This is a genomic window from Corynebacterium sp. MC3 (genome assembly GCF_900099485.1).
GTDB lineage: Bacteria > Actinomycetota > Actinomycetes > Mycobacteriales > Mycobacteriaceae > Corynebacterium > Corynebacterium pseudogenitalium.
On record NZ_LT622814.1, the window covers coordinates 199,943 to 219,746 of the forward strand.

Sequence of the window (19,804 nt, forward strand, 5' to 3'; positions counted from 1 at the left end):
TACTTGAATTCTGCAGTACTGAAATAGCGCTTCAGCGTTTTTGTGGTTTAGGGTTAGGGGCCAGATCGAGAGACGGCCGAGATTCCGCCTGATGGAGCCACGCGAAAGGAGCGAGACATGCTTGGAGCGTTATCCTTTGCGTTTATTGATTCCATCAACGTGCTGTTGATCGGGGTTATCGTGGCAGTCGGGGTGGTTGCCTCCCAAGCGAAACGGCAGTATGCGAAGATCACGGCGCTGCTCATTGCTGGCGACTGGCTTGGGGTGGCGAGTCTCGCGGCGGTGATGCTGTTTGTGTTCGATGGCCTCGGTCCGGTTGTGCAAACGTTTGTCGAGGGTCCCATTTTCGGGTGGCTCCTCATCGCTACTGGTCTCCTGACCGCGGTGCTGGCGCTGCGTGGGGGAGATAACCACGCGTTGATTGAACGGGTGATGCGCCCGCTGCGAGCACCCAATGCGCTGACGGTGCTGACGGGGTTTGTGCTGGGGATCGTCCAATCGGCGACGTCGATGCCGTTCTTTGGTGGCCTTGCGGTGCTGTCTGCGACGGGCATCGATACGACGACGAAGTACAGCTTCCTGGTGCTCTATGCCACGGTCGCGCTGTCTCTGCCAACGCTGTGCGCCCTGCTGGTCGGTTGGGTACGGGCGAAGCCGGACTCGGTTGCTGGACGAGGTTTCGCGTGGGCGCGCTCACACCCGGATACGGTTGGTTTGACCGCGACGTGGGTGGTATCGCTGCTGCTAGGTGTAGTCGGCGTGGCGCATTTGCTGTGATCGTTGTTCAATAGATGCCCATGAACGCTTTAAAACTTCGCATTGACCTGGCGGCGATTGCCCACAACACGAGGCAGATGCGCCGTCAGGCTGGTGGCGCGCGTTTGATGTGCGTGGTGAAGGCGGATGCCTATAACCACGGCGCGGCGAAGTGTGTCCCCATCATGGAGGCGAACGGTGCGGATGCGTTCGGCTGCGCGACGATCGCGGAGGCGGCTAGTGTGGCGAAGCTGACGTCGAAACCCGTGATGGCGTGGCTGTGGGCTCCGGGGGAGGAGCTGGTGGAGGGCATCGAGATGGGTGTGCCGAGTCTTGCGCACCTGCGCGCGCTTATTGACGCCCCCTTCGTACCCACCGTGCATCTGATGATCGACACGGGGATGAACCGCTCGGGCGTAGATGAGGAACAGTGGCCGGAGCTGTTCGCGATGGCCGCCGAGGCGCAACAGGCCGGTCAGATCCGTGTGGCCGGGCTGATGAGCCATTTTGCGTGCGCGGATAACCCAGCGGACCCGTACACGGACCGGCAGCTGGCGACGTTCCGTGAAGCGCTCAACCAGGCGCACGAGGCGGGGCTAGAGGACCTGGTGAACCACGTGGCGAACTCGCCGGCGACGTGGACGAGGGACGACGCCCGCTTTGAACAGATCCGTCCCGGGATTGGCCTGTACGGGTTGGAAGCAATCGACGGCACCGACAACGGGCTGCGGCCCGCGATGAGCTGGGTCGCAACAGTGACCGCGGTCAAACCGATCCGCGCGGGGGATCCGGTGAGCTACTCAGGGACATGGACTGCGCCCGAGGACGGGTTTACCGCCGTGGTGCCCGCCGGCTACGCGGACGGCGTGATGCGCATCTGGCAGGACCGGATGGACGTCACCATTGACGGAGCCCGCTACCCCCAGGTGGGTCGGGTGTGCATGGATCAGATTGTGGTGTGGCTGGGCGCAAACGAAGCCGGTGTCGCGCCGGGCGATGAAGCGGTACTTTTTGGCGCCGGCGGCGTGAGTGCGGACGAGTTCGCGCTGCGGGCGAACACCATTCACTACGAGGTGCTGTGTGCACCGAAAGGACGGACAGTGCGGGAGTACGGCGGCAGGCGTGTCTGCGAGACGCGCGAGGAAACGCAAGCGTTGGGGCGTGAGCTGGGGGAGACCTTGCGCGCCGGGGACGTGGTGATTCTCGACGGCCCGCTCGGCGCCGGGAAAACCACGCTGACGCAGGGCATTGCCGAAGGGATGCAGGTCAAGGGGCGTGTGACGAGCCCAACCTTCACCATCGCCAGGGAACACCGCGCGAAGGAGGCGGAGGGGGCGTCGTTAATTCATGTCGATGCCTACCGCCTGTTGGGGGAGGGCAGCTCTGGCGACCCGCTGGGTGAGCTCGATGCTCTCGACCTTGAGTCGGAGCTCGACCGCAGCGTCGTGGTGGCCGAGTGGGGTGGTGATCTCGCAGCTCACATCGCCAGTGAATACCTTTTGGTCACCATTGACCGCACCACGCTCGTGGAGCAAGACGAAGACAGTGAGGGCCGCATCATCACATGGCGGTGGGTGCACACAGAATAGGAAGATGTAGGCTGTAGGCTATGCTGAAGCTGAACAATACTAGCCGTGGTTGGGTCGCTATTGCGTGTGCACTGTGGGTGATTGTGCTCGTTGCTCTCATTTTCATCCCACTGACCAAGCCGTCCCCAATGGCGGCTGCGACGCCAACGAATTCTCTTTCCCGCTCCCTTGAAGAGGTCAAGCCTGGTGGCGAAGCCGTTGCGGGCCAGCTCATCGACCTGACTCGCGTCTACGACAAGGACTACATCGGGTTCACCACGCTGTGCCCGAACGAGCCGGACCAGCTGCTGCTGAGCAAGCTGCAGGCGCTGAACCTTGACCAGGACCGCTTCGATTTCTCCGGCGACTGGGGTTACATGCTGCTGTTCGACGAGGACCAGAACGCGGAGATCGACCTGGACAAGGTGGAGCTTTCCAAGGTGAACATCTGCTCCATCCCGCAGTCGGAGATGTTCCCAATGAATACGCCGCTGCCGTTCCACAAGGACGGTAACGGCTGGGTCATGGGAGTAGCGGCTTAATGCTGACGCTGGCGCTCGATACAGCCACGCACGACCTCGTTGTCGGCGTGGGCGAGCAACAGTCGCGCCGCATGGATGCACAGCGGGTAATCAGAACCCGCTCGCATAACGAACTTTTGGTCCCCACTGTCAACGAACTACTGGCGGAAGCGGGCTGCACCTACGGTGCGCTCGAAGCCGTCGTTGTTGGCGTGGGGCCTGGCCCGTTTACGGGGCTTCGCGTAGGCATGGCCACCGCGTCCGCCTTCGGGCAGGCGCTGGGTGTGCCGGTGTACGGGGTCTGCACCCACGACGCCATCGCCGCGGAAGCCGGGGACACCACCGGGAAAAGCGTGCTAGTGGTCACTGATGCGCGCCGCCGCGAGGTGTACTGGAGCCTCTACCGTGACGGACAGCGCGTCGACGGCCCACACGTCAGCGCAGCCAGCGCGATCGACGTTGAGGGTGACGCCGTTGACATGCTCGTCGTCCCGGACGCGCTGCGTGAGACTGTGACTGTCGCGGCTGGTGAGGTACGCGATCTCGCGCCGGGTGTTCGCGGCTTGCTCGCCGCGTGCGATCCATCAGATACGCCGGAGCCACTCACACCGCTGTACCTGCGCCGCCCGGACGCCGTGCCGCCGAAGCCGCGCCCGCGCTCTGCTGCGCTGCCGGACATCAAACTGTGAATATCCGGGAGCTCACACCCAGCGACGCAGACGCAGTCGCGGCGCTGGAGGCGGTGCTGTTCGCTGGCGAGACCCCGTGGTCGCGGGAGGTGCTGCTGACGCAGTTCGCGCAGCCGTACACGTTCTATATCGGCGCCTTCGACGACGAGGGCGCACTTCTGGGGTATGCGGGCCTTGCGATGCTGGGCCCGCGCAACGACCCGGAGTTCGAAATTCACACCATCGGCGTCGCGCCCGAGGTGCAGCGCCGCGGGGTGGGCAGGGAGCTGATGGACCAGCTCGTCCACACCGCCGACCTTCTCGACGGCCCGATGTTCCTCGAGGTGCGCACCGACAACTCCGCGGCGCTTGGCATGTACGAGCGCTACGGCTTTTCCGTGGTTGGCACCCGAAAGAATTACTATCAACCTTCTGGCGCGGACGCGTTTTCCATGATGCGTCCGCGGAAGATCGAAAGGGAGCAGGCATGATTGTTGCCGGGATTGAGTCCTCATGCGACGAGACGGCCGTTGGCATTGTCGACGTCCACTCCGACGGCACCATGGAGATCCTTGCGAACCAGGTGGCGTCTTCGATGGAGCAGCACGCACGCTTTGGTGGCGTGGTGCCCGAGATCGCGTCGCGTGCCCACCTTGAGGCGATGCCGCAAGTGATGGCCGCGGCACTGGAAGAGGCCGGTATCGATGCCCCGGACGTGGTTGCGGCGACGATCGGGCCTGGTCTTGCCGGCGCGCTGCTGGTCGGCGCGTCCGCTGCGAAGGCCTACGCGGCGGCGTGGGGTGTGCCGTTTTACGCCGTGAACCACTTGGGTGGGCACGTGGCGGTGGCGAACCTGGAGGGCCAGGAGCGGCTCCCGCACTCGGTGGCACTGCTGGTCTCTGGTGGGCATACGCAGTTGTTGGAGGTTGAGGCCGTTGGCAAGCCGATGCGCGAGCTTGGCTCCACCCTTGATGACGCCGCCGGCGAGGCCTACGACAAGGTCTCGCGCCTGCTTGGGCTTGGCTACCCGGGCGGCCCGGTCATCGACCGCTTGGCGGCGAAGGGTAACCCGGATGCGATTCCGTTCCCGCGCGCGCTCAGTAAGGCCGACGATCTGCGGGGCGAGCACCGCTTCGACTTCTCGTTCTCCGGCTTGAAGACTGCCGTGGCGCGCTACGTGGAAAAGGCGGAGCGCGAAGGCTGGGTGGTCAACGTGGAGGACGTGTGCGCGTCGTTCCAGGAGGCGGTGTGTGACGTGCTCGTGCGCAAGGCGCTGCTGGCACTGGAGGAGACCGGTGCGAAGACGCTGTTGCTCGGCGGCGGGGTGGCGGCGAACAGTCGCCTGCGAGGACTTGCCCAAGAACGTTGCGAGAAGGCTGGCGTGGAGCTGCGTGTACCGCGCTTCGGGCTGTGCACCGATAACGGCGTGATGATCGCGGCGTTGGCGGGCCAGCTCATCCATGAGGGGGCCAAGCCTTCGGAGCTGTCCGTGGCGACGGATACGTCGTTGGAAGTGGAGATCCCGCTCGTTCACCAGTAAAGATTGGTGAGTGTCGTCACAATGTTGAGTGTTAGCACTCGCAGGGGTAGAGTGCTAACAAGGTTGTGGAGAGCGCAGTTGTACACCCGCGACGACGGCTGGGCCTTCAAATAACCGCAAAACTACTGAACTGATAGATACAACATTGAAGGAAGGCGTTCAGATCATGGCAAACGTCAACATCAAGCCACTGGAAGACAAGGTTCTGGTACAGATCGCTGAGGCGGAGACCACGACGGCATCCGGCCTGGTTATCCCTGATTCCGCTGCTGAGAAGCCACAGGAGGCAGTTGTTATCGCTGTCGGCCCTGGCCGCTTGGATGAGCAGGGCAAGCGCATTGCTGTCGACGTCAACGAGGGCGACACCGTGATCTTCTCCAAGTACGGCGGCACCGAGCTGAAGTACAACGGTGAAGAGTACTTGCTGCTTTCCGCTCGCGACCTGCTGGCCGTCGTCGAAAAGTAATTGAAGGGGGCGTAGCCACCAATGGCAAAACTTATTGCATTTCATCAGGAGGCCCGCGAAGGCATCAAGAAGGGCGTTGACACTTTGGCGGATACCGTCAAGGTCACTCTTGGCCCGCGTGGCCGAAACGTTGTGCTTTCGAAGTCGTGGGGTGGCCCGACCGTTACCAACGACGGTGTGACGATCGCCCGCGACATCGACCTCGAGGAGCCGTTTGAGAACCTCGGTGCGCAGCTGGTGAAATCCGTCGCAGTGAAGACGAACGACATCGCCGGTGACGGCACCACGACCGCGACGCTGCTCGCGCAGGCGCTGGTCACCGAGGGGCTGCGCAACGTCGCTGCTGGTGCGAACCCGATCCAGCTCAACAAGGGCATCCAGGCTGCGGCCGAGAAGGTCATCGAGGAGCTGAAGTCGCGTGCGACGGAGGTTTCTTCGTCCGCCGAGATCGCCAACGTTGCCACCGTTTCCTCCCGCGACCCTGAGGTCGGCGAGATGGTTGCCGGTGCGATGGACAAGGTCGGCAAGGACGGCGTCGTCACCGTCGAGGAGTCCCAGACGATCGACTCGTTCGTCGACGTCACCGAGGGTGTCTCCTTCGACAAGGGCTTCCTCTCGCCGTACTTTATGACGGACCCTGACGCCGGCCAGGCGGTGCTGGAAAACGCCCGCGTGCTGCTGGTCCGTAACAAGATTTCCTCGCTGCCGGACTTCCTTCCGCTGCTGGAAAAGGTTGCGGAGGCATCCGTCCCGCTGCTGATCATCGCCGAGGACGTCGACGGTGAGCCGCTGCAGACGCTCGTGGTGAACACGCTGCGCAAGTCCCTGAAGGTTGTCGCCGTGAAGTCGCCGTACTTCGGCGAGCGCCGCAAGGCCTTTATGGATGATTTGGCTGTAGTGACCAATGCGACGGTCATCGACCCTGAGGTTGGCATGGCGCTCAAGGACGCCACGCTGGATGACCTTGGCTCGGTGCGCCGCGTCACCGTGACCAAGGACGACACCGTGCTTGTCGACGGCGCCGGTTCCGCTGAGGACGTCGAGGAGCGTCGCAACCAGATCCGCCGCGACATCGAGGCGACGGACTCCACCTGGGACAAGGAGAAGATGGAGGAGCGCCTGGCGAAGCTGTCGGGTGGCGTCGCCGTCATCCGCGTCGGTGCCGCGACTGAGACCGAGGTCAACGAGCGCAAGCTGCGCGTCGAGGACGCCATCAACGCTGCCCGCGCGGCAGTCGAAGAGGGCATCATCGCCGGTGGCGGTTCCGCACTGGTCCAGATCGCACGCGACCTGGAGGAATACGCGGAGACCTTCGAGGGCGAGCAGAAGACTGGCGTGTTGGCGGTTGCCCGCGCGCTGGTGAAGCCGGCGTTCTGGATTGCGGACAACGCTGGGCTGGACGGCTCAGTTGTTGTGTCGAAGATCGCAGACATGGCGAACGACGAAGGCTTCAACGCCGCAACGATGGAGTACGGCAACCTGGTTGAGCAGGGCATCATTGACCCTGTGAAGGTGACACACTCCGCTGTTGTCAACGCTTGCTCGGTAGCCCGCATGGTGCTGACCACGGAGGTTTCTGTGGTGAACAAGCCGGAAGAAGTTGAGGAACACGCACACGGTCACGCGCACTAATTAGTGTTTGTGACGAGGGGAGCCCGGACGGATACATGCCGTTCGGGCTTTTGCGTGCCTGATGGGTCAGGCTTTGGGAATGGCATGCTCGGCGCTGTACCCTTAGGCGATACTGGAAAGGAGTCGGGCGTCGCGTATGAGCGGTATAGATACTGATGACGTGAATGCGCAGCTTGCGCAACTGCTGCCTGCTGCACAGTCCGGTGATGATCGGGCGACGCAGCGCGTCGTGGCGCTCATTTATCCATTTGTGCTGCGCTACGCCCGCGCCCGCATTGGCGGTGGGCGCACCCCGACCCCGGAAGACGTCACTCAGGACGTGTGCTTTGCGGTAGTCAAGGCGCTCAGTACCTATAAGGACCAGGGCAAGCCATTCATGGCATTCGTGTACGGGATTGCATTTAATAAGGTGACGGATGCGCACCGCAGCTATGCGCGAGACCGAATGCTGCCCACCGAAGATATCCCCGATGGGGTATCGCAAGAGGCGGATCCAGAGGGATATGCGCTGGATGTCGACGCGAGTAACAAAATGCGCGAGCTGCTCGATGTACTCAATGAGAAAGCGCGAAATATCATTATTCTTCGCGTATTTGTTGGCCTTTCGGCGGAAGAAACAGCAGAGATTGTTGGCGGGACAGCTGGGTCGGTTCGTGTCTCACAGCACCGTGCCCTGGCTCGCCTGCGTGAGGCCCTTGAAGAAGAGGAGTCTGCGAAATGACACGTGATGCTCACCGTATCCCGCAGTTTGATGAGCTGTTGGCGGATGACGCCCTGTTGACCAAAGCGTCACGTGGAGAGGACCCTAGCGACGGCACCGATCCGCTTTTGGGCCTGATGGGTGCGCTGCGCGAGGACGTCGAGCGTCCGATGCCGGAGCCGCCATACATAGCGCCCGTGGCGGCGCCTGCGCGCAAGCAGATGAACCCGTGGCTCAGTGGGCTTGTGGGCGCGGCAGCAGCCACCGCAATCGTTGCTGGAAGTGGGGCAGTGTTGTACAACGCGACTCCTGATTCCCCTCTGTGGCCAGTAGCCTCAACCGTGTTTGGGGAGCGTGCGTCGGTCATGGAGCTTGCGAGCACGCTCGACGAGATGGAAGTAGCCAGCGATGAGGGTAACGGCGACGCTGTGCGTGCCCTGGTGCTGCAGGCCAAGGCGTTGCTTGACTCCATGGATGCGAAGAAGACGCAAGGGTCTGAGCCCACGGTGGCGTCGACAATCCCTGAGGTGACGGTGACGCGCACCGTGACTGTGACGGTGACACCTGAGCCGCGCGAACCGGTGACGGTGACGCAGGTGGTCACGGAGCAGCCTGCCGTCGAGCAGCATTCCTCCGCGCAGCCGACAGTGAGTGCGGAACCGAGCGGTGCGCACGTGTCGGCTACTACAGGCAAGGACGCCGCGCCGGAATCGCCAGTGGCGACGACCTCCCCCAAGCCGGTTGAGCCCTCGGCGTCAGCCTCGCCGCAGCACTAGCGCCCGGCGGACTCGATGCCGTCCATGTACCCCAGCGCGTAATCCCACGTGACATAGGCGTTGACGTCCGGGTTAGCGCTTGGTTCGTGGACGGGCGGCAGCGCGTTGTTGAGCGTGGAGATCATGTTTTGCTCCATGATGTCCCAGTCGTAGTAGTGCGTCTGCTCGCAGTCTTCACACATGAAGAAGATCCCGAGGATGCCGCGGGGGCGCAGGATACGTTGTGCGTCGCGGACGTGGGCGAGGTCGTGAATGATCGCCTGCCGCTCCTCGCTGCTTAAGGGCTCCGGCTGTTCGTCGTCCTCGATGAACGATGCCGGGTCGTTCGGGTCGTTTGCGAACGGGTCGAGTGGCATCATGTCGTCGTAATTCACACCGATCAGCCTATTGTGTGGGGAGTAGCAAGGCCAATTAGCCATGTGCGTTGGGATTTTTCGACGCCGCTGTGTGTCGTGTCGCGCGACGTTATATCATGGCTGAAAACCAATGTCGGGTACACCGCGCGCGGAAGGAGAAGTTGTCAATGGCAAACGAGCGAGTTCTTACAGGTGGGGATGACCCGCACAAGGTTGCACTGCGGGGCTTGACCTTTGATGATGTGCTGCTGCTGCCAGCCGAGTCTCACATTGTGCCGGCCGAAGTGAGCACGAGCTCGCAGTTCAGCCGCAACATCAAGCTGGGTATCCCGATCGCATCGGCTGCGATGGATACGGTCACGGAGTCGCGGATGGCGATCGCGATGGCGCGCCAGGGTGGCATTGGCGTGCTCCACCGTAACCTGAGCGCTCAGGACCAGGCGGAGCAGGTTGACATCGTAAAGCGTTCTGAGTCCGGCATGGTCACCAACCCGGTGACCGCCACACCAGACATGACGATTCGTGACGTCGACGCGCTGTGCGGCCGTTTCCACATCTCGGGCCTGCCGGTGATCGACGCCGACGAGCGCCTGGTGGGCATCATCACCAACCGCGATATGCGCTTCGAGCCGGACTACGACCGCAAGGTCGCAGAGGTGATGACAGCGATGCCGCTGGTTGTGGCGGATGAGGGCGTCGATAAGCAGGAGGCACTCGCGCTGCTGTCGGCGAACAAGGTGGAGAAGCTGCCGATCGTGGATAAGGCAGGCAAGCTGGTTGGCCTGATCACGGTGAAGGACTTCGTGAAGAGCGAGCAGTACCCGAACGCGTCGAAGGACTCGAACGGCCGCCTGCTTGTTGCCGCTGGTATCGGCACTGGTGAAGAGTCCTACGAGCGTGCCGCGCTGCTCGTTGAGGCGGGTGTCGACGCCCTCGTCGTCGACTCTGCGCACGCACATAACAACCGCGTGCTGGAGATGGTGTCCCGTGTGAAGAAGGACTTCGGCGACCGCGTTGACGTCATCGGTGGCAACCTGGCAACGCGCGAGGCTGCACAGGCGATGACTGACGCCGGCGCGGACGCGATCAAGGTTGGCATCGGTCCTGGCTCCATTTGCACCACCCGCGTTGTTGCGGGCGTCGGAGCGCCACAGATCACGTCCATCCTGGAGGCTTCTGTGCCTGCTCACAAGGCTGGGGTACCGATCATCGCAGACGGTGGCATGCAGTTCTCCGGCGACGTTGCTAAGGCGCTCGCGGCTGGTGCATCGACCGTCATGCTCGGCTCCATGCTCGCAGGCACCACTGAGGCACCCGGTGACGTTGTCGTCGTTGGTGGCAAGCAGTACAAGCGCTACCGTGGCATGGGCTCGATGGGCGCGATGCAGGGCCGTGGCCTGACCGGCGAGAAGCGTTCCTTCTCCAAGGACCGCTACTTCCAGGCAGACGTCACCAGCGAAGACAAGCTGGTGCCGGAGGGCGTCGAGGGCCGCGTTCCGTTCCGCGGAGATATCGACGCCATCACCCACCAGATCGTCGGTGGTCTGCGCGCCGCGATGGGCTACACCGGCTCCGCCTCGATTGCAGAACTGCAGACGAAGCAGTTCGTCCAAATCACCACGGCTGGCTTGCGCGAATCGCACCCGCATGACATCACGCAAACGGTTGCAGCGCCGAACTACCACAACTAATCCTTTCTGACTGGCTCCTGAAGGAGAGAACCTGACATGCGTGAATATGTAGAAATTGGCATCGGACGCGAAGCCCGCAAGGCCTACGACCTTGACGATCTGACCCTGGTTCCGACGCGGCGCACCCGCTCGTCGAAGGACGTCAACACGGAGTGGCACATCGACGCCTACTCCTTTGACATGCCGCTCGTATCCCACCCGACCGATGCCCTGGCGAGCCCCGAGTTCGCCATCGAGATGGGTAAGCAGGGTGGACTTGCGGTGCTCAACGCCGAGGGCATCCTGGGCCGCCACGCGAACTTCGAAGAGGCGATCAACGAGGTCTGCGGGCAGGCGCCAAATCCCAAGGACCTCGAGCAGGAGAACTACCACGAGATTCCTAGCAAGATTGCCAAGGCTACGGCGACGCTGCAGAAACTCCATCAGGCGCCAATTAATTTGGACGTGTTGAGTGAGCGCATTGCGCAGGTCCGCGCGTCGGGCGCGACCGTCGCTGTGCGCGTGAGCCCGCAGAACGTGCGCGAGCTTGCTCCGGCAGTGATCAAGGCCGGTGCAGAGATCCTGTTCGTGCAGGGTACGTTGATTTCCGCCGAGCACGTGCAGCCCGGTGGGGAACCGCTGAACTTGAAGGAGTTCATCGGCTCCCTCGACGTTCCGGTCATCGCAGGTGGTGTCTTCGACTACACGACGGCCACGCACCTGATGCGTGCTGGCGCTGCCGGCGTGATTGTTGGTTCGGGTCGTTCCTCTTCCGGCCTGGCGCTGGACGTTCCCCTTGCAACTGCGATTGCTGACGTGGCTGCAGCTCGCCGCGACTACTTGGACGAGACCGGTGGCCGTTATGTCCACGTCATCGCTGATTCGGCACCGTCGAACGCCGGAGACATCGCGTTGGCACTCGCCATGGGCGCCGACGCCGTCATGGTAGGCAGTCTGTTCGCGAAGGCGAACGAGGCCGCTGCTGGCGGCGCGTATTGGGAACCGGCGGCTGCGCACCCGCGCTTCCCGCGCGGCGAGGTTGCCAACTGGGAGTTCGGCGATCGTCTTCCGCTGTCTGAGATTTTGTTCGGTCCATCGAGCGATTCGGGCGCTGCCACGAACTTAGTGGGCGGTTTGCGCCGTATTATGGCGAAATGTGGGTACACTGATCTCAAGTCGTTCCAAAAGGTCGACGTGACCGTCCGCCCGTAAACAGATTGACCTAATATATCGAATATGGCCTACGAAGTAGTTATTAAACGAGATGCCCCTGACGGCCCACACCACGAGGTTGATGTCAACCACATCTTCTTCTCGGTGACGGACAGCAAGGGCATTATGACCCATGTCAATGAGGTCTTTATTCACTACGCGCAGTATCCCGAAGTCGAGATGATCGGGAAGCCACACAATCTCATTCGCCATATTGAGATGCCTGGTGGCGCGTTCAAGCTGATGTGGGACGTCATTGAGGACGGCCGACCGTTCGCAGGCTATGTCCGTAACCGCGCAAAGAGCGGCTCTGCGTACGACGTGTTTGCTACCGTGACGCCTCTGCCAAATGGCGACTACCTCTCGGTGCGCACCCGCCCGATGACCGAACTGTTCAAGGTCGTCGGCGACGTGTACCAAGCGGTGAACGACGTTGAGTGGAAGGCGCGCCACGAGGGCGTTGGCCGTCGCCGCCGTGCAGAGCTTGGCTTGGACAAGCTGCAGGAGCTTGTGCCTGATTACGACGCCTTCGTTGCCGAAGCGCTGCCGGCCGAGGTGCTGGCGCGTGAGGAAGCGGGCTTCGACCTTCCAGAGGGCACCGGTGAGGTGTACGAGGCTACCAAGCGTCTCTACCGCGAGCTGGACCGCTTCATGGAAATCCAGTCGTCCATTAAGGAAGCCGCTGAAGAACTGGCAAAGGCCAGCCAGACTTTGGTGGAAGAAAACGCTGTGACCAACAGTGTGAAGGGCGAGATGGAAAACGTCATGGCGGAGGGCGCTGCCCGTACGCTGTTGCTTGCACCGCTGCAGGTGTGGGCGACGATGCGTGGCATCATCGACGAGAACGCGCAGTCGCTCAACGAGGTCGCTGGCGAGTTGGCGAAGAAGGCGGCGTCCGCGCGTATGGCGATTGCGCTGGCTCGTCTGCATACTGCGCAGACCGCGATTTTCTCCCTTGAGGCGAACCGCGGCGAGGTGCTCTCTATGCTGTTCGACGCCCTCGAGGTGGACGTGAAGCAGATGGACGACGCAGTCTTCCTGCACTCCTCCCTGGCGAACCGCGTGGACCTGAAGGTGAACTCGATTTCCGAGCTGACCAAGATGCCGCTCGAGATGATTCGTCGCTGGTCCCAGACCACGGCGCAGGAGCCGTTCGGCGAGAACATCGAGCCGCTTGTTGCTCAGGTGCACCGCGCTATCCAGGCTGCTGATAACTCTATCGAGCGCCTGCACGCTTCCTCGCAGAAGCTGGGCTCCGACCCGGCGATTGACGGGGTGCACGATGCGCTGGAGAACCTGCGTGCGCTGCTGAAGTAGTCTGTTGTAACGCCGCAACGCTGAAGACACCACCTGCCTGGCGGGTGGTGTTTTGTTGTTTCGAAGGGATTCCCGCACCAGATTCCAGTATTTCGGCCGGGTGCATTGGTGTTTCCCCAGGTCCCGAATTGTGCGCGCGGGAATGTGGTGCGCAGGACACTGTCATCGGGCTCACGTACACATTAGGTGCTGCGTAGGTTAAGATTTGGTGCGTGACTACAGCTCAAACTCGCCCTGTTCTTGTTGTTGATTTCGGTGCGCAGTACGCGCAGCTCATTGCGCGTCGTGTGCGTGAGGCGCACGTGTTCTCCGAAGTCGTTCCGTCCACGATCTCCGCTGCGGAGGTGAAGGAGAAGCAGCCGCTGGCGCTTGTCCTATCCGGTGGCCCGTCGTCCGTGTATGAGGATGGCGCTCCGCAGTTGGACCCTGAGATTTTCGAGTTGGGGATTCCGATCTTCGGCATCTGCTACGGCTTCCAGGTGATGACGCGGGCGCTCGGCGGAAAGGTTGAGCAGACCGGCGCCCGTGAGTACGGCCGCACGGCGATGAACGTCAAGGGCGGCGTGCTGCACGCCGACTTGCCGGAGGAGCACAAGGTGTGGATGAGCCACGGCGATTCGGTGACGCAGGCTCCGGAGGGCTTCGAGGTCACCGCGTCTTCGAAGGGTGCGCCGGTCGCCGCGTTCGAGAACGTGGAGCGCAAGTTCGCCGGTGTGCAGTACCACCCGGAGGTGATGCACTCGCCGCACGGCCAGGAGGTGCTGACGCGCTTCCTCACCGAGATCGCTGGTCTGGAGCAGAACTGGACGGCATCCAATATTGCGGAGCAGCTCATTGAGCAGGTTCGCACCCAGGTTGGCGACGGCTACGCCATCTGTGGCCTGTCCGGTGGTGTGGACTCGGCTGTTGCTGCGGCGCTGGTGCAGCGTGCGATCGGGGACCGCCTGACCTGTGTGTTCGTGGACCACGGCTTGCTGCGCCAGGGTGAGCGCGAGCAGGTGGAGAAGGACTTCGTCGCCGCGACCGGCGCGAAGCTCGTGACTGTCGACGAGCGCAAGGCCTTCCTGGACAAGTTGTCTGGTGTGACCGAGCCGGAGGCCAAGCGCAAGGCGATCGGTGCGGAGTTCATCCGTTCCTTCGAGCGCGCTGTGGCTGATGTGTTGTCGGACCACAAGGTTGATTACCTGGTGCAGGGCACGCTGTACCCAGACGTCGTGGAGTCTGGCGGCGGCACCGGCACCGCGAACATTAAGAGCCACCACAACGTGGGCGGCCTGCCGGACGACGTCGAGTTCGAGCTGGTCGAGCCGCTTCGTCTGCTGTTTAAGGACGAGGTCCGCGCGGTCGGCCGCGAGCTGGGCCTGCCTGAGGTGATCGTGAACCGTCAGCCGTTCCCGGGCCCGGGCCTGGGCATCCGGATCATCGGTGAGGTCACCGAGGAGCGCCTGGAAACCCTGCGCGCTGCTGACGCGATTGCTCGCGAGGAGCTGACCAAGGCTGGACTGGATGACCAGATTTGGCAGTGCCCGGTTGTGCTGCTGGCCGATGTGCGTTCGGTTGGTGTGCAGGGCGATGGCCGCACCTACGGCCACCCAATTGTGCTGCGCCCTGTCGCATCTGAGGACGCGATGACCGCGGACTGGGTACGCATCCCGTACGAGACGCTGGAGGTCATCTCGACCCGCATCACCAACGAGGTGGCGGATGTCAACCGCGTGGTGCTGGACGTGACCTCCAAGCCGCCGGCCACCATCGAGTGGGAGTAAGTCAGTTTCTTTCGCCCGCGTCCTCGCGGGCGTAGTACGCGGACACGGATCCGACGCGCTGCGACACGTTAATCGTGAGTAGTGCGCTGTCTGTGTTCGCGTTTTGTCGTTCTTCGGGGCATGCGGCCTCGCCGATGTTCACCTTGCAGTTGATGTCGACGGGGACGTTTTCCGGCAGGATGATATCGGTGCTGCCGATGTTGTTCGCAATGTTGACCGTTTTCGGCTCACTCAGCGGTTCGAGATCGGTGAAGTCGATGTAGGACTCGCCGATGAAGTCGGGGGTGCCCATTGGGTCTGGTAGCTCGTCGACGTCGTACACGGTGATGTACGCGCTGCCGAAGCGGCTGTAATTGCCAAGTCGCACTTCGCTGGTGGCCCCCAGCGCAAACACTGTTGCCGTTGTCAGCACCAGCGTGACGGGGATCCACAGCCAGTAGCGCTTCTTTGGTCGCGCACGCTCCGGCGCTGGCTCGGTTGGTTCGGGTAGGTGCCACAGCCCGGGTGCCGCGCCGAGCGGGTCCCACGCGGGTGGCGTGCCAGGATGCTCGTAGCCTTCGGACACGGTGAGGTGCGAGGTGTCCACGGTGGGGCCTTCGCTTGTCGGCGCCTCCTCGGGGTTCATTGCCAGCAGTCCTGCCGGGGGCTCGGGTCGGCGCTGGTGAGCGAGGTACCAGCCGAGCGAGAACAACACGAACGTAACGAGCACCCCGTTGAGATCGCCTGCGGCTGAGACAGATGGGAAGAAGACCACTAGGCCAAGCAGCAGCCACCAACCGGTGCTGCGGTCCTTCTTCTCCGGTTCGGTGAGTTGTTCTTTCGGCGTGATAATTGCGTTCCACGGGCTGCGGGTCATGCCGAAGCGTGGCATGTTGATCCAGCACAGCAGGTAGAGGAAGAGGCCACCACCGAATATGAGTGCAAGTGCTACGAAGATAACGCGGATCAGTGTCGGGTCGATTTGGTAGCGGGCGCCGATGCCTTCGCAGACGCCGCCGATGGCAGCCTTGCCGCCCTGGTCCTTTGGGATGCGGGGTGGGCGGGTCTCCCACATGCGCTTCAGTGTGTTGGTTTCCATGTCTTTATTGTCCCGTGGTGGGCCCGCGGGCGGTATCGGGAATGACCCTGATTTTTGATTTCAGGGTTTACCCCGATGTGCCCAAGGAACTGTGCGTGTAAAGATGAGTGCATGTCTGCTTTGTATCCCCGGCTGACCCGGGACCCGTCCCGCCGCGTCATTGCGGGTGTGGCTTCTGGCGTGGCGGGACACCTTGGGGTGGATGTGCGGTGGGTGCGGCTGTTTTTTGTTGTCGCCAGTTTCGCCGGTGGGCTGGGGGCGTTACTGTACTCGGGCTTGTGGATGTTCACCCCGGTTGCCGAGAGCACCGAGCCTCGGCAGCGTCCTGGAGCGCTGGATGTTTTCCTCGTGTTGGTGGGGTTTGTGGGCGCGCTGCTGTCCTTGCAGGGCTCCTCGGGTGTTGGATCGGCTGTGCTGTTCGTGGTTGGCGTACTCATAGTGGGTGCGATTATCGCGTTGCAGGCCTACGACCGCGGTACGGCCTCATGGAAGAACCTCGCGGCGCTGTCCTTGGGAGCGCTGCTCGTGATGGGTGGGGTGCTGGCGGTAGCGCTGATGGGGGAAAGCAGCGGGGTCGCCGGTGTGGTTGTCTCTGTGCTGGTGACGGTGCTGGGGGTGGCGGTGCTGGTGGTGCCGTTGATTACGAAGTTGGCGAACTCGCTCGTCGCGGAGCGTGAACAGAAGGCGGTGGCGGACCAGCGCGCGGAGATCGCCTCCCGCTTGCATGACTCGGTGCTGCAGACCTTGGCGCTGATTCAGCGCCAGGCGGGTGACCCGGACGAGGTGGTTCGGCTTGCCCGTGGCCAGGAGCGTGAGCTTCGCGCCTGGCTGTTCGACGATACCGTGTCCAACCACACCACCACCTTCGCCGCGTTGCGCAAGGCTGCTGGCGAGGTGGAGGACGCCTATGGGGTCGTGATTCAACCGGTCACGGTGGGAGACGACTTTCCTTTCGACAAGCGCACCGAAGCGGTCGTGCTCGCCGCCCGGGAGGCGATGGTCAACGCCGCAAAGCATGCGGGGGTGGACACGATCGACGTCTACGCGGAGCACCTCGCGGGCAGGCTCGAGGTGTTCGTGCGCGACCGGGGTGCCGGCTTCGACCCGGAGGCGGTGCCGGCGGACCGGCACGGGCTGCGCGATTCCATCGTGGGGCGGGTTGAGCGGGTTGGGGGAGAGGCGCACGTGGTGTCGTCGATAGGCAATGGCTCCGAGATCGAACTAGCGTTAGACCTATGACGCGCGTGTTTCTCGTAGACGACCACTCGGTGTTTCGGGCCGGAGTGAAGGCCGAACTGGCTGCCGCAGGCGACGGCCAGCTGGACATCGTCGGTGAGGCTGGCACGGTCGCCGAGGCGGTGCGAGGGATCGAGCAGACACAGCCCGACGTCGTGCTTCTCGACGTCCACATGCCCGACGGCGGCGGCCTCGCAGTGCTGAAGCGTGCACCCGGCCCGGCGTACTTGGTGCTCAGCGTGTCCGACGCCGCCGAAGACGTCATTGCCCTAATCCGCGCGGGCGCCCGCGGGTACGTGACCAAGAACATCGCGGGCGCGGAGCTCGCGGAGGCCATCGAGCGGGTACGCGGCGGGGACGCGTACTTCTCGCCGCGCCTGGCGGGGTTCGTGCTTGATGCGTTTGCGAGCAGGCCTGTCGTCGAGGAGGACGACCCGGCGGTGGACTCGCTGACCCGGCGCGAACTCGAGGTGCTGCGCCTGCTGGCGCGGGGCTACACGTACAAGGAGATCGCGCAGCGCCTGTTCATTTCCGTGAAGACGGTGGAGACGCATGCGTCGAGTATTTTGCGTAAGACGCAGACCTCGAACCGCCACCAGTTGACCCGGTGGGCGGTTGCGCGCGACCTGGGCTAGCGTACACCTACCTGCCGCAGCAGCGACTGTGCGGTTTTGTCTGTTTCCTGCAGCATGCGCGGGTCGGTGCCGGGCATTGGGGAGATGGTGGTGTCTGCCCACTGCTTGCCGGTGGGGATGCCTGCGATGTGCAGGCGCGGGTCCAGGGTGCCGTCGGGGTGGATGGTGCGGCGGGTATCTGCGTCGGTTTCGGGGGAGCCGGTGGGCGTGCCGAAGGGCGCGAAGGGGCGGATGCGCTCGCTTTCCAACAGTGACGCGGTCAGTGGGTCGGCTGCGCGGGTGATGTTAGGGGACGGCAGGAAGGCGTCTGCGAGGGTGTCCGCGGTGACGGTGCGCTCGGCGCTGGTGGCCGTGAAGTGTGTGCCCGATTGCGTGACGGTTGGGGTTGGGCCGAGCAGGGTGACCAGGCCGGCGTCGATAAGCGCGAGGAGCTCGCGGGAGCGGAACATCGGAGGACCGGAGCCGACCATCTGGCCGAATGCCATGTAGTCGGAGAGCGCGCCGCGCTGGTCCTCCGGGGTGCCGCGGCCGTTCTCGACGGCGATGGCGGTTGGTTTGCGGCCTGCGGAGATCACCCACAGGGCGGACTTGATGGGGGAGTCCTGAGCGGCGATGGCCTCGGCGATGTCGCGGGCCAGGGCGTCGGCGATGACACAGTTCAGGCTTTCGGTGTCGAGGCCTTCGCACCCGGCGAGGGGGTCGATCCAGTAGGAGATGTCGAAGGGGTCGGTGGTGGCGTCGGCAAGGGATTCGTTGAGTGCGCGGGCGCAGGGCAGGAGGCTGGTGCGGGTGGCGGCCTCAGACACTGGGGCGGCGTCGATGCGCGCGATGATGTCCGCAAGCGGGATCCGCAGGGCGTCGGGGCGTACGCGTGCGAGGGTGGTGTAATAGGCGGCGTAGGAGTCGCGGATGAGTGCGGGCCAGAGCTGCTCGCCGAAGCTGAGTGTTGTGGCGTCGCTGTGCTGCTCGATCGCGGCGCGCAGCCGCGAGAGGTCCGCCTTTGGCGGCAGCGAGTGGTACTCGGATTTCGGCAGGTAAGGGTAGCCGCGGCCAGAGGTAACCACGAGGTGTGGTTCGGCGCCGCTGGGCTCGTAGCGTAGCCCGGAGCGGGTGTCGGCGGGCACGAAGCGGCCGCCGCGGTTGATGGTGCTCAGCGCCATGAGGTCGAAAAAGCCCATGCCAAGGCCGCGCACGATTGCGGTTTCGCCAGCAACCAGCGTATCGACGTCCTGTTCCACCGGGTTGCCCGGCTGAATCCAGTGCCCGCGGAAGGCCACCGGGTGCTCGGGGACGACCCAGCCGGTGGCGAGCACGGTGGCGTCGGCGTGGACGGTGGTGCCGTCCCCAAGCGTGATGGCGTCGTGGCCGTTTTGGGCGGTGATGCGCTGCGCGCGGGAGCGGTGGTTGGTGACGGTCACGTGCTCGGGGAGCTGCGCCAGCGCGACCGTGAGGACCCAGTGGAGGTACTCGCCGTACAGCGCGCGGGATGGGTTGGACTCCGGGCGGGTGGCAGCCAGCTCCGCGCCGAAGTCCGCGGTGACGTGGTCGGGGGTTGGGTGGGCGTCGAACAGTGATTGCTTGGTGGCGGACACGGCGTCGCGCTCGCCGCGCAGGAGCTGGATCCACTCGTACATGGTGGGGCCCTCGAGTACGGGGGCGGTGACGGTCGCGCCGGGCTCGGTGAAGAGGGTGACGGCGCCGGCCAGCGTGTTCATGCACAGCGTGTGGGTCTGTGCGGTGTCCCAGACGCGCCCGGCGCCGTGCTGGGCGTCGTCGATGAGGTGGATTGTCAGCGGCTTGGTGGAATTAGATTCGTTGAGCGTGGCGGCGACGCGTTCGATGATGGAAATGCCGCGTGGACCTGCGCCGACGATGGCGATTGCTGGCTGCACTGTGTGTTCCTTCCT

The 19,804-nt window shown here is 63.5% G+C and carries 19 protein-coding genes; 16 read left to right on the plus strand and 3 right to left on the minus strand.

All coding sequences use genetic code 11. The features are described 5' to 3' along the window. Nucleotides 1-117: 117 nt before the first annotated feature. The 10 genes from BQ4436_RS05740 to BQ4436_RS05785 all read left to right on the plus strand — a co-directional run bounded on the left by BQ4436_RS05740 (nt 118) and on the right by BQ4436_RS05785 (nt 8,627). Nucleotides 118-777 carry a GAP family protein gene (locus tag BQ4436_RS05740; RefSeq protein ID WP_070975827.1) on the plus strand — a complete coding sequence of 220 codons (660 nt, stop codon included), beginning with the start codon at nt 118-120 and terminating at the stop codon, nt 775-777. A gap of 20 nt (nt 778-797) precedes the next feature. Beyond that, nucleotides 798-2,345, plus strand: coding sequence for an alanine racemase (gene alr / locus BQ4436_RS05745; protein ID WP_083290813.1), 1,548 nt, complete (start codon nt 798-800; stop codon nt 2,343-2,345). A 20-nt stretch (nt 2,346-2,365) separates the two neighbouring features. Further along, nucleotides 2,366-2,866 (plus strand): hypothetical protein, encoded by a 501-nt coding sequence (locus BQ4436_RS05750; protein WP_070363044.1) that lies wholly within the window; start codon nt 2,366-2,368, stop codon nt 2,864-2,866. After that, on the plus strand, nt 2,866-3,534 hold the full coding sequence (gene tsaB, locus BQ4436_RS05755) for a tRNA (adenosine(37)-N6)-threonylcarbamoyltransferase complex dimerization subunit type 1 TsaB (protein ID WP_070975829.1): 669 nt from the start codon (nt 2,866-2,868) through the stop codon (nt 3,532-3,534). Before BQ4436_RS05750 ends, tsaB begins: the two co-directional genes overlap by 1 nt. Then, nucleotides 3,531-4,004 (plus strand): ribosomal protein S18-alanine N-acetyltransferase, encoded by a 474-nt coding sequence (rimI, locus tag BQ4436_RS05760; protein WP_070363042.1) that lies wholly within the window; start codon nt 3,531-3,533, stop codon nt 4,002-4,004. The genes tsaB and rimI overlap by 4 nt, the downstream gene beginning before the upstream one ends. Further along, nucleotides 4,001-5,053, plus strand: coding sequence for a tRNA (adenosine(37)-N6)-threonylcarbamoyltransferase complex transferase subunit TsaD (tsaD, locus tag BQ4436_RS05765; RefSeq protein ID WP_070363041.1), 1,053 nt, complete (start codon nt 4,001-4,003; stop codon nt 5,051-5,053). Before rimI ends, tsaD begins: the two co-directional genes overlap by 4 nt. Before the next feature lie 166 nt (nt 5,054-5,219). Continuing rightward, nucleotides 5,220-5,519, plus strand: coding sequence for a co-chaperone GroES (groES, locus tag BQ4436_RS05770; protein WP_070363040.1), 300 nt, complete (start codon nt 5,220-5,222; stop codon nt 5,517-5,519). A gap of 21 nt (nt 5,520-5,540) precedes the next feature. After that, nucleotides 5,541-7,151: a chaperonin GroEL gene (gene groL / locus BQ4436_RS05775; RefSeq protein ID WP_070477601.1), complete on the plus strand. Its 1,611-nt coding sequence runs from the start codon at nt 5,541-5,543 to the stop codon at nt 7,149-7,151. 136 nt (nt 7,152-7,287) lie between these two features. Continuing rightward, complete coding sequence (gene shbA / locus BQ4436_RS05780) at nt 7,288-7,872, plus strand: RNA polymerase sigma factor ShbA (protein WP_070477602.1); 585 nt, start codon at nt 7,288-7,290, stop codon at nt 7,870-7,872. Further along, a complete protein-coding gene (locus BQ4436_RS05785; protein ID WP_070477604.1) occupies nt 7,869-8,627 on the plus strand; it encodes a hypothetical protein in 759 nt (252 codons plus the stop codon). The genes shbA and BQ4436_RS05785 overlap by 4 nt, the downstream gene beginning before the upstream one ends. Here the strand turns inward: BQ4436_RS05785 and BQ4436_RS05790 are convergent. Next, a complete protein-coding gene (locus tag BQ4436_RS05790) occupies nt 8,624-9,046 on the minus strand; it encodes a DUF5319 domain-containing protein (RefSeq protein ID WP_070363036.1) in 423 nt (140 codons plus the stop codon). The two genes, BQ4436_RS05785 and BQ4436_RS05790, sit on opposite strands and share 4 nt — an antisense overlap. Nucleotides 9,047-9,150: 104 nt before the next feature. Here BQ4436_RS05790 and guaB point away from each other — a divergent pair, with 104 nt between their 5' ends. The 4 genes from guaB (at nt 9,151) to guaA (ending at nt 14,948) form a co-directional block, all read left to right on the plus strand. Beyond that, nucleotides 9,151-10,674: an IMP dehydrogenase gene (gene guaB / locus BQ4436_RS05795; protein WP_070975831.1), complete on the plus strand. Its 1,524-nt coding sequence runs from the start codon at nt 9,151-9,153 to the stop codon at nt 10,672-10,674. Nucleotides 10,675-10,710: 36 nt separating this feature from the next. Further along, the gene (locus BQ4436_RS05800) at nt 10,711-11,865 is read left to right on the plus strand and encodes a GuaB3 family IMP dehydrogenase-related protein (protein WP_070363034.1); all 1,155 of its coding nucleotides are present in this window, start codon (nt 10,711-10,713) and stop codon (nt 11,863-11,865) included. 24 nt (nt 11,866-11,889) lie between these two features. After that, nucleotides 11,890-13,182: a PAS domain-containing protein gene (locus BQ4436_RS05805; protein WP_070477610.1), complete on the plus strand. Its 1,293-nt coding sequence runs from the start codon at nt 11,890-11,892 to the stop codon at nt 13,180-13,182. A gap of 212 nt (nt 13,183-13,394) precedes the next feature. Then, complete coding sequence (gene guaA, locus BQ4436_RS05810) at nt 13,395-14,948, plus strand: glutamine-hydrolyzing GMP synthase (protein WP_083329458.1); 1,554 nt, start codon at nt 13,395-13,397, stop codon at nt 14,946-14,948. 1 nt (nt 14,949) lies between these two features. Here the strand turns inward: guaA and BQ4436_RS05815 are convergent, their stop codons facing one another. Beyond that, nucleotides 14,950-16,026, minus strand: a complete 1,077-nt coding sequence (locus BQ4436_RS05815) for a PspC domain-containing protein (protein WP_070363031.1) — start codon at nt 16,024-16,026, stop codon at nt 14,950-14,952. Nucleotides 16,027-16,137: 111 nt separating this feature from the next. Here BQ4436_RS05815 and BQ4436_RS05820 point away from each other — a divergent pair, with 111 nt between their 5' ends. Both BQ4436_RS05820 and BQ4436_RS05825 read left to right on the plus strand, forming a co-directional pair. Continuing rightward, nucleotides 16,138-17,265 carry an ATP-binding protein gene (locus BQ4436_RS05820; RefSeq protein ID WP_070363030.1) on the plus strand — a complete coding sequence of 376 codons (1,128 nt, stop codon included), beginning with the start codon at nt 16,138-16,140 and terminating at the stop codon, nt 17,263-17,265. Beyond that, nucleotides 17,262-17,897 carry a LuxR C-terminal-related transcriptional regulator gene (locus tag BQ4436_RS05825; RefSeq protein ID WP_070363029.1) on the plus strand — a complete coding sequence of 212 codons (636 nt, stop codon included), beginning with the start codon at nt 17,262-17,264 and terminating at the stop codon, nt 17,895-17,897. The genes BQ4436_RS05820 and BQ4436_RS05825 overlap by 4 nt, the downstream gene beginning before the upstream one ends. Here BQ4436_RS05825 and BQ4436_RS05830 read toward each other — a convergent pair. Continuing rightward, the gene (locus BQ4436_RS05830) at nt 17,894-19,789 is read right to left on the minus strand and encodes an FAD/NAD(P)-binding protein (RefSeq protein WP_070975834.1); all 1,896 of its coding nucleotides are present in this window, start codon (nt 19,787-19,789) and stop codon (nt 17,894-17,896) included. The genes BQ4436_RS05825 and BQ4436_RS05830 overlap by 4 nt on opposite strands. Nucleotides 19,790-19,804 lie beyond the last annotated feature (15 nt).

Bases quoted from the DNA above. Each gene is read 5' to 3' on its own strand.
- BQ4436_RS05740 (WP_070975827.1), top strand. From the start codon at position 118: ATGCTTGGAGCGTTATCCTTTGCGTTTATTGATTCCATCAACGTGCTG.
- alr (WP_083290813.1), top strand. From the start codon at position 798: ATGAACGCTTTAAAACTTCGCATTGACCTGGCGGCGATTGCCCACAAC.
- BQ4436_RS05750 (WP_070363044.1), top strand. From the start codon at position 2,366: ATGCTGAAGCTGAACAATACTAGCCGTGGTTGGGTCGCTATTGCGTGT.
- tsaB (WP_070975829.1), top strand. From the start codon at position 2,866: ATGCTGACGCTGGCGCTCGATACAGCCACGCACGACCTCGTTGTCGGC.
- tsaD (WP_070363041.1), top strand. From the start codon at position 4,001: ATGATTGTTGCCGGGATTGAGTCCTCATGCGACGAGACGGCCGTTGGC.
- groES (WP_070363040.1), top strand. From the start codon at position 5,220: ATGGCAAACGTCAACATCAAGCCACTGGAAGACAAGGTTCTGGTACAG.
- groL (WP_070477601.1), top strand. From the start codon at position 5,541: ATGGCAAAACTTATTGCATTTCATCAGGAGGCCCGCGAAGGCATCAAG.
- shbA (WP_070477602.1), top strand. From the start codon at position 7,288: ATGAGCGGTATAGATACTGATGACGTGAATGCGCAGCTTGCGCAACTG.
- BQ4436_RS05785 (WP_070477604.1), top strand. From the start codon at position 7,869: ATGACACGTGATGCTCACCGTATCCCGCAGTTTGATGAGCTGTTGGCG.
- BQ4436_RS05790 (WP_070363036.1), bottom strand. From the start codon at position 9,046: ATGGCTAATTGGCCTTGCTACTCCCCACACAATAGGCTGATCGGTGTG.
- guaB (WP_070975831.1), top strand. From the start codon at position 9,151: ATGGCAAACGAGCGAGTTCTTACAGGTGGGGATGACCCGCACAAGGTT.
- BQ4436_RS05800 (WP_070363034.1), top strand. From the start codon at position 10,711: ATGCGTGAATATGTAGAAATTGGCATCGGACGCGAAGCCCGCAAGGCC.
- BQ4436_RS05805 (WP_070477610.1), top strand. From the start codon at position 11,890: ATGGCCTACGAAGTAGTTATTAAACGAGATGCCCCTGACGGCCCACAC.
- BQ4436_RS05815 (WP_070363031.1), bottom strand. From the start codon at position 16,026: ATGGAAACCAACACACTGAAGCGCATGTGGGAGACCCGCCCACCCCGC.
- BQ4436_RS05820 (WP_070363030.1), top strand. From the start codon at position 16,138: ATGTCTGCTTTGTATCCCCGGCTGACCCGGGACCCGTCCCGCCGCGTC.
- BQ4436_RS05825 (WP_070363029.1), top strand. From the start codon at position 17,262: ATGACGCGCGTGTTTCTCGTAGACGACCACTCGGTGTTTCGGGCCGGA.